The following is a 5,262-nucleotide window of genomic DNA, read 5'->3' as shown; positions in this document are numbered from 1 at the left end:
CTTTTGTTTTTGGATTATTTATCGTTCATTAGGGCGTTTATACTTTTGTTTAAAAGTAGCATCAACTATAACAGAGAGCATAATTAAAAACATATTAACAATAACTTAACAATAAAACAACAAAATCAACAAAAAGAACAAAGAAAAAACATATTAAAACAAAGTGATTGTGCTAAAATGAGGATGTAATCAGTAAAAAACAAAATGAATTACATAAAAAAATACGGAGGTAAGAATATATGCAAGATTGTTCAACACAAAATGTAAAAGCAGTTATTTTTGATTGGGCAGGAACTACAGTAGACTATGGCTGCTTTTCACCTTTACATGTTTTTCTCGAAATATTTAAACAAAAAGGAATTGAAGTTACTGCAGAAGAAGCAAGAAAACCGATGGGAACGGCGAAATGGGATCATATAAATGAAATGTGTCAGATGGAAAGAATAGCAAATCTTTGGAAGGATCGATTTGGAAGACTTCCTAATCATAAAGATGTTGATGAATTATATAGTCAATTTGAGCCAATGCTATTTGCAACTTTGCCGCAATATTGTGAACTAGTACCGGGTGTATTGCAATTAGTTCAAGAATTAAAGGCTGATGGAATCAAAATTGGTTCAACAACTGGTTATACAGCAGAGATGATGAAGATCGTTTCCAAGTTTCCAAGCAAGCAAAAGAACAGGGCTACGTTCCAGATTCCTTAGTTACACCTAATGAGGTACCTTCTGGTCGACCAGAACCTTGGATGATATACAAAAATGCTATGAATCTAGGGGTATATCCTTTAACTACAATTGTTAAAGTTGGAGACACTGTAAGTGATATCCAAGAAGGAGTAAATGCAGGTGTTTGGAGTGTAGGGGTTATTAAAGGGAGCAGTGAACTAGGTATGACGAAAGAAGAAGTCGATGCTTGTTCATCAGAATTGCTTCAAAAGAAGATGGATGAAGTAGCAAATCGCTTTAAGAAAGCGGGTGCACATTATGTTATAGAAGAAATTGCTGATTTAGTCAAAATTATACCTATCATTAATCAAGGTTTATCTCAGTAATACGATTGATAAGGAATAGAATGAAAATAGTTAAAAAAATAGAAATCTTTATCTATGAAGGAGAGGCAAACTATCATGTTTAATCAAGATCAGGAAAGCAATCCATATTTATTACTAACACCTGGCCCATTAACAACTTATCAAACAGTTAAGAATGTAATGATGAAAGACTGGTGTACATGGGATAATGATTATAATCAATTAGTGCAAAAAATTAGAAGAAGACTTGTTTCATTAGCGACTTCACAGATTGATCAATACTCGGCAGTACTTATGCAAGGAAGTGGAACATTCACTGTAGAATCCGTTATTGGCAGTGTAATACCAAAAGAAGGAAAATTAGTTGTGCTAGTAAATGGTGTATATGGAGCGCGAATCGCACAAATTGCTCAAATGTTACATATTGAAACGATTATATTAAATAGTGGAGAAACGTCTCAGCCTAATTTAGATGAATTGGAGTGTGTATTAAAAAACAATCCAGAAGTAACACATGTAGCAGTTGTACATTGTGAAACAACAACAGGTATGATTAATCCGATTGCTGAAATAGGGGCAGTTGTAAATCAATATAACAAAGTGTATATAGTAGACGCTATGAGTAGTTTCGGGGGCATCCCTATAGATGTATCTGAGATAGGGATTGATTATTTAATAAGTAGTGCGAATAAATGTATTCAGGGAGTGCCTGGATTCGGCTTTGTCATTGCCAAAATAGCTACATTTCATACGTGTAAGGGATATGCTCGCTCGCTATCTCTAGATTTATATGATCAATGGGAAACGATGGAGAAACAAAATGGTAAATGGAGGTTCACATCTCCAACTCATGTAGTACGTGCATTTGATCAGGCACTTATAGAGCTTGAAAACGAAGGTGGGATAATGCAAAGAAATAAACGTTATTGCCACAATCAACGGTTATTAGTAGATGGTATGAGAGCATTGGGATATGATACTTTACTAGATGATCATTTGCAATCGCCGATTATTACATCTTTTCATTATCCTAAACAAGGTAACTTTTCATTTCAATCATTGTATCAATCTTTAAAAGAAAAAGGTTATGTAATCTATCCCGGTAAGGTGACCAACTTTGATACATTTCGTATTGGTAATATAGGAGAAGTTTATGAAAAAGATATTTTCGGTCTTCTACAAGCGATTAAAGAAAGTACATTAGTATTAACAAGATGTTAAGATGTTTCCCTACTATCTAAAATCATCAGAAAGAGTTTCAGTAGCGTTTTTAGTTATGATGAAGGTGCTTGCAGCTTCTCTATCTATTAAAAAGGTTGTAAAAAAACAGAATAGAGAAGCAAAAAATGTTAGATTGTCTCTATATATGATTCAAAATCATTGTAGGGACATTTTTTTTGTTTATAAAAGATTGATGTTTGTAAATCAGTAGATAAATAAATGAATTATAAAAATCCATAATCATTTCAAGATTTATGATTTATTCTTTAATAAATCTTTACAAAGCTTGATGGAATTTAATGTTTCTTTTTAGTAAACTTAAATTACGAATCACTATAGATTGTTTTGAGGTGTCAATTCATGTCAGTAGCAGGCGAAGAGAGAAAAAAGAAAATTCTTGAGATTCTTGATGTTCAAGGAAAAGTAAAAGTAAATGAACTTGCTGAAAAGCTAGAAGTTTCGACAGAAACAATAAGAAGGTATTTAGAAGAATTAGATAAAGAAGAAAAGTTAAAAAAAGTCTATGGGGGTGCAGTAAAGGTTTCATTTTTTAAAAGTGAACCATCCGCCATTGAACGTGAGATTATTCGCGTTAATGAGAAAGAAAGAATAGGAAAAGAAGCTGTAAACCTGATTAATGACCATGATATTATTGCAATTGACGATGGAAGTACAACTGTTCAATTAGCGAAACATCTGATAAATAAAACGAATATAACGGTCATAACCAATTCTGTTACAGCACTTACTGTATTAATAGATCACCACTATCAACAATTATTTACAGGAAAAATCATTTTTTTAGGTGGGGAAATTAATAGCACACATTATCGGACAACAGGCTCTATAACCTTGCAAATGCTAGATGACTATTATGTGGATAAATATTTCATTACAGTAGACGGTATATCTGTAGAAAGAGGCATAACTAGCTTTGATTCTTCGAAAGGGATATTTACTAGAAAAATGATGAAACATGCTAATCAAACGATTATTCTAGCAGATCATACGAAAATTGGACAAGATACGCATTATCGTATTTGCAACTTAGATGAAGTAGATACCATTATTTGTGATCAATCATTTCCAGAGAATTGGACTTCTATAGTAGAAAAAGCGGATGTGAAATGGATCATACCTTCATTATGAATGACGATTGCAGTATTCACTAGTTTTTATTACTATGGCTATACGAAAAGTGATAGGATATCACTTTTCGTAAGCTATCATGAGTAACTCTAGGATGATATCCCAAAGAAAATTATCCTGCTCGTTTTACAAAGTTTATATGGATATTTTTGTTGCTAGCTTTGGTTTTTATGAAAGAAATGCAAATCAGTGCAAGTATTGCGATGAAAACTAAATACACAGCAACGGATATCCAACTATCGAATTGACTTACTAATGCTATGGAAATAATAGGAGCTGTTCCACCGAATATCGCTGCTCCGAGCTGATAGCCAATAGAAATACCTGTATAACGGATATTCGTATGGAAAATTTCTGAAAATAACGTACCAAGAACTGCTGTAATCATTGACCATAATATATAACCTATAAAAGTTGCCAAAGTCAGTAAGAGAACAGATTTTAGTTGAATTAGATAAAAGTATGGAAATGCAAATAGAATCATTCCTACTGTACCCATTATAAATACTGGTTTACGGCCAATTCGATCGGAAAGGCTACCTAATAATGGGATGAATAGTGTTGAAGCAAATGTTCCTATTGTTATGGCAGTAAGGACAGAAACTTGGTTCATACCTAGATTCTTTGTAGCATATGTAATGATAAATGTTGAAAAAAGATAAAATGGTGCAGATTCTACCGCTTTAGCACCTGTTGCAAGTAACACTTCCTTTCTTTGATGCATGAAAGTTTGTACTATAGGAACTTTTACAATATCCCCTTGTTTTTTAGCTTCTCTAAACTCGGGTGTTTCCTCCAATCCATTTCTACATTTCTAATCCATAGACCCAGTATGACAAGTCCAATACTTAAGATAAAAGGTACACGCCAGCCCCAGCTGATGAAGTCTTGTTGGGGTAGTAAACTCATGACTGACATAGATAATGTGCCTAATAATAGGCCAATAGAGCAGCCCATCATTGGTATACTTCCTCCTAAACCTTTATTCGACTATTCTGAATATTCTGCCGCAAGTAGCACGGCACCTCCCCATTCTCCACCAACGGCAAAGCCTTGTATAAGACGAAGAGTAACAAGTAATATAGGAGCCCATATTCCAATCGAATTGAAATCAGGAAGTAAGCCAATAAGTACAGTAGAGCTTCCCATTATTAATAGAGTTAGAATAAGTGATTTTTTTCGTCCTATTTTGTCTCCGATATGACTAAATACAATCCCTCCAAGTGGTCTAAAAAAATAAGGTATTCCAAAAGAAGCTAATGCAATGAGTGTCCCCATTAATGGATCAAAAGTGGGGAAGAATAATTCATTAAATACGAGAGCAGCAACTGTTCCATAGAGTAAATAATCGTAGTATTCAATTGAACTCCCTATTAAACTAGCAACTAATGCTTTTCTTCTAACACGTTTAGTAATTTGCATATATAAGCTCCTATCTCAAATGATTTGTAGAATGATTTGGTAAGTTCGTGAAAAGTATAGCACCAAAAAACACCTTGAATATTTGGCTGAAGTAAAGATGTTATTAAGAATAACAGCACTTATCTTAATGGGAAATTTACAAAAGGTAATAAAACCAATAAAATCAAAGTAAAAACAATTTACAAACCAATCAATAGAAGAAAAATATTGTGATTATGAATAAATAATTTTGAAGTATCATTAAGAAATAGTAAGGATAAAATGTTTGTAAAACAGAAGAGAAATGGAATTTATTAGGAATAGAATTAAGGGAGGTATAAAAAAGGCAGCCTCAAATAATCACATTGGAAGCTGCCTTTTTTATATTGTACGAATAGATTTACTGCTTTAAGTATATTCTTATCCTTATAATAGATAGTAAGAGTATAAAAAAGAAA

General features: G+C 32.9%; 2 protein-coding genes and 2 pseudogenes. 3 read left to right on the top strand and 1 reads right to left on the bottom strand.

From position 1 onward, the window contains the following. Positions 1–239: 239 nt before the first annotated feature. The 3 genes and pseudogenes from phnX (at position 240) to BN349_RS11800 (ending at position 3,403) form a co-directional block, all read left to right on the top strand. Positions 240–1,054 (top strand): annotated as a pseudogene (gene phnX / locus BN349_RS23870) (phosphonoacetaldehyde hydrolase). 75 nt (positions 1,055–1,129) lie between these two features. After that, positions 1,130–2,254, top strand: a complete 1,125-nt coding sequence (gene phnW, locus BN349_RS11810; RefSeq protein ID WP_019242525.1) for a 2-aminoethylphosphonate--pyruvate transaminase — start codon at positions 1,130–1,132, stop codon at positions 2,252–2,254. A gap of 360 nt (positions 2,255–2,614) precedes the next feature. Beyond that, positions 2,615–3,403 carry a DeoR/GlpR family DNA-binding transcription regulator gene (locus BN349_RS11800; protein ID WP_019242523.1) on the top strand — a complete coding sequence of 263 codons (789 nt, stop codon included), beginning with the start codon at positions 2,615–2,617 and terminating at the stop codon, positions 3,401–3,403. Between the two features lie 112 nt (positions 3,404–3,515). Here BN349_RS11800 and BN349_RS26905 read toward each other — a convergent pair. After that, positions 3,516–4,825, bottom strand: a pseudogene (locus BN349_RS26905) (MFS transporter). Positions 4,826–5,262 lie beyond the last annotated feature (437 nt).

The sequence above is a fragment of the Bacillus sp. AP8 genome, from assembly GCF_000321185.1.
Taxonomy (GTDB): domain Bacteria; phylum Bacillota; class Bacilli; order Bacillales; family DSM-1321; genus Bacillus_AD; species Bacillus_AD massilioanorexius.
This window is presented reverse-complemented; position numbering and strand designations above follow the sequence as displayed.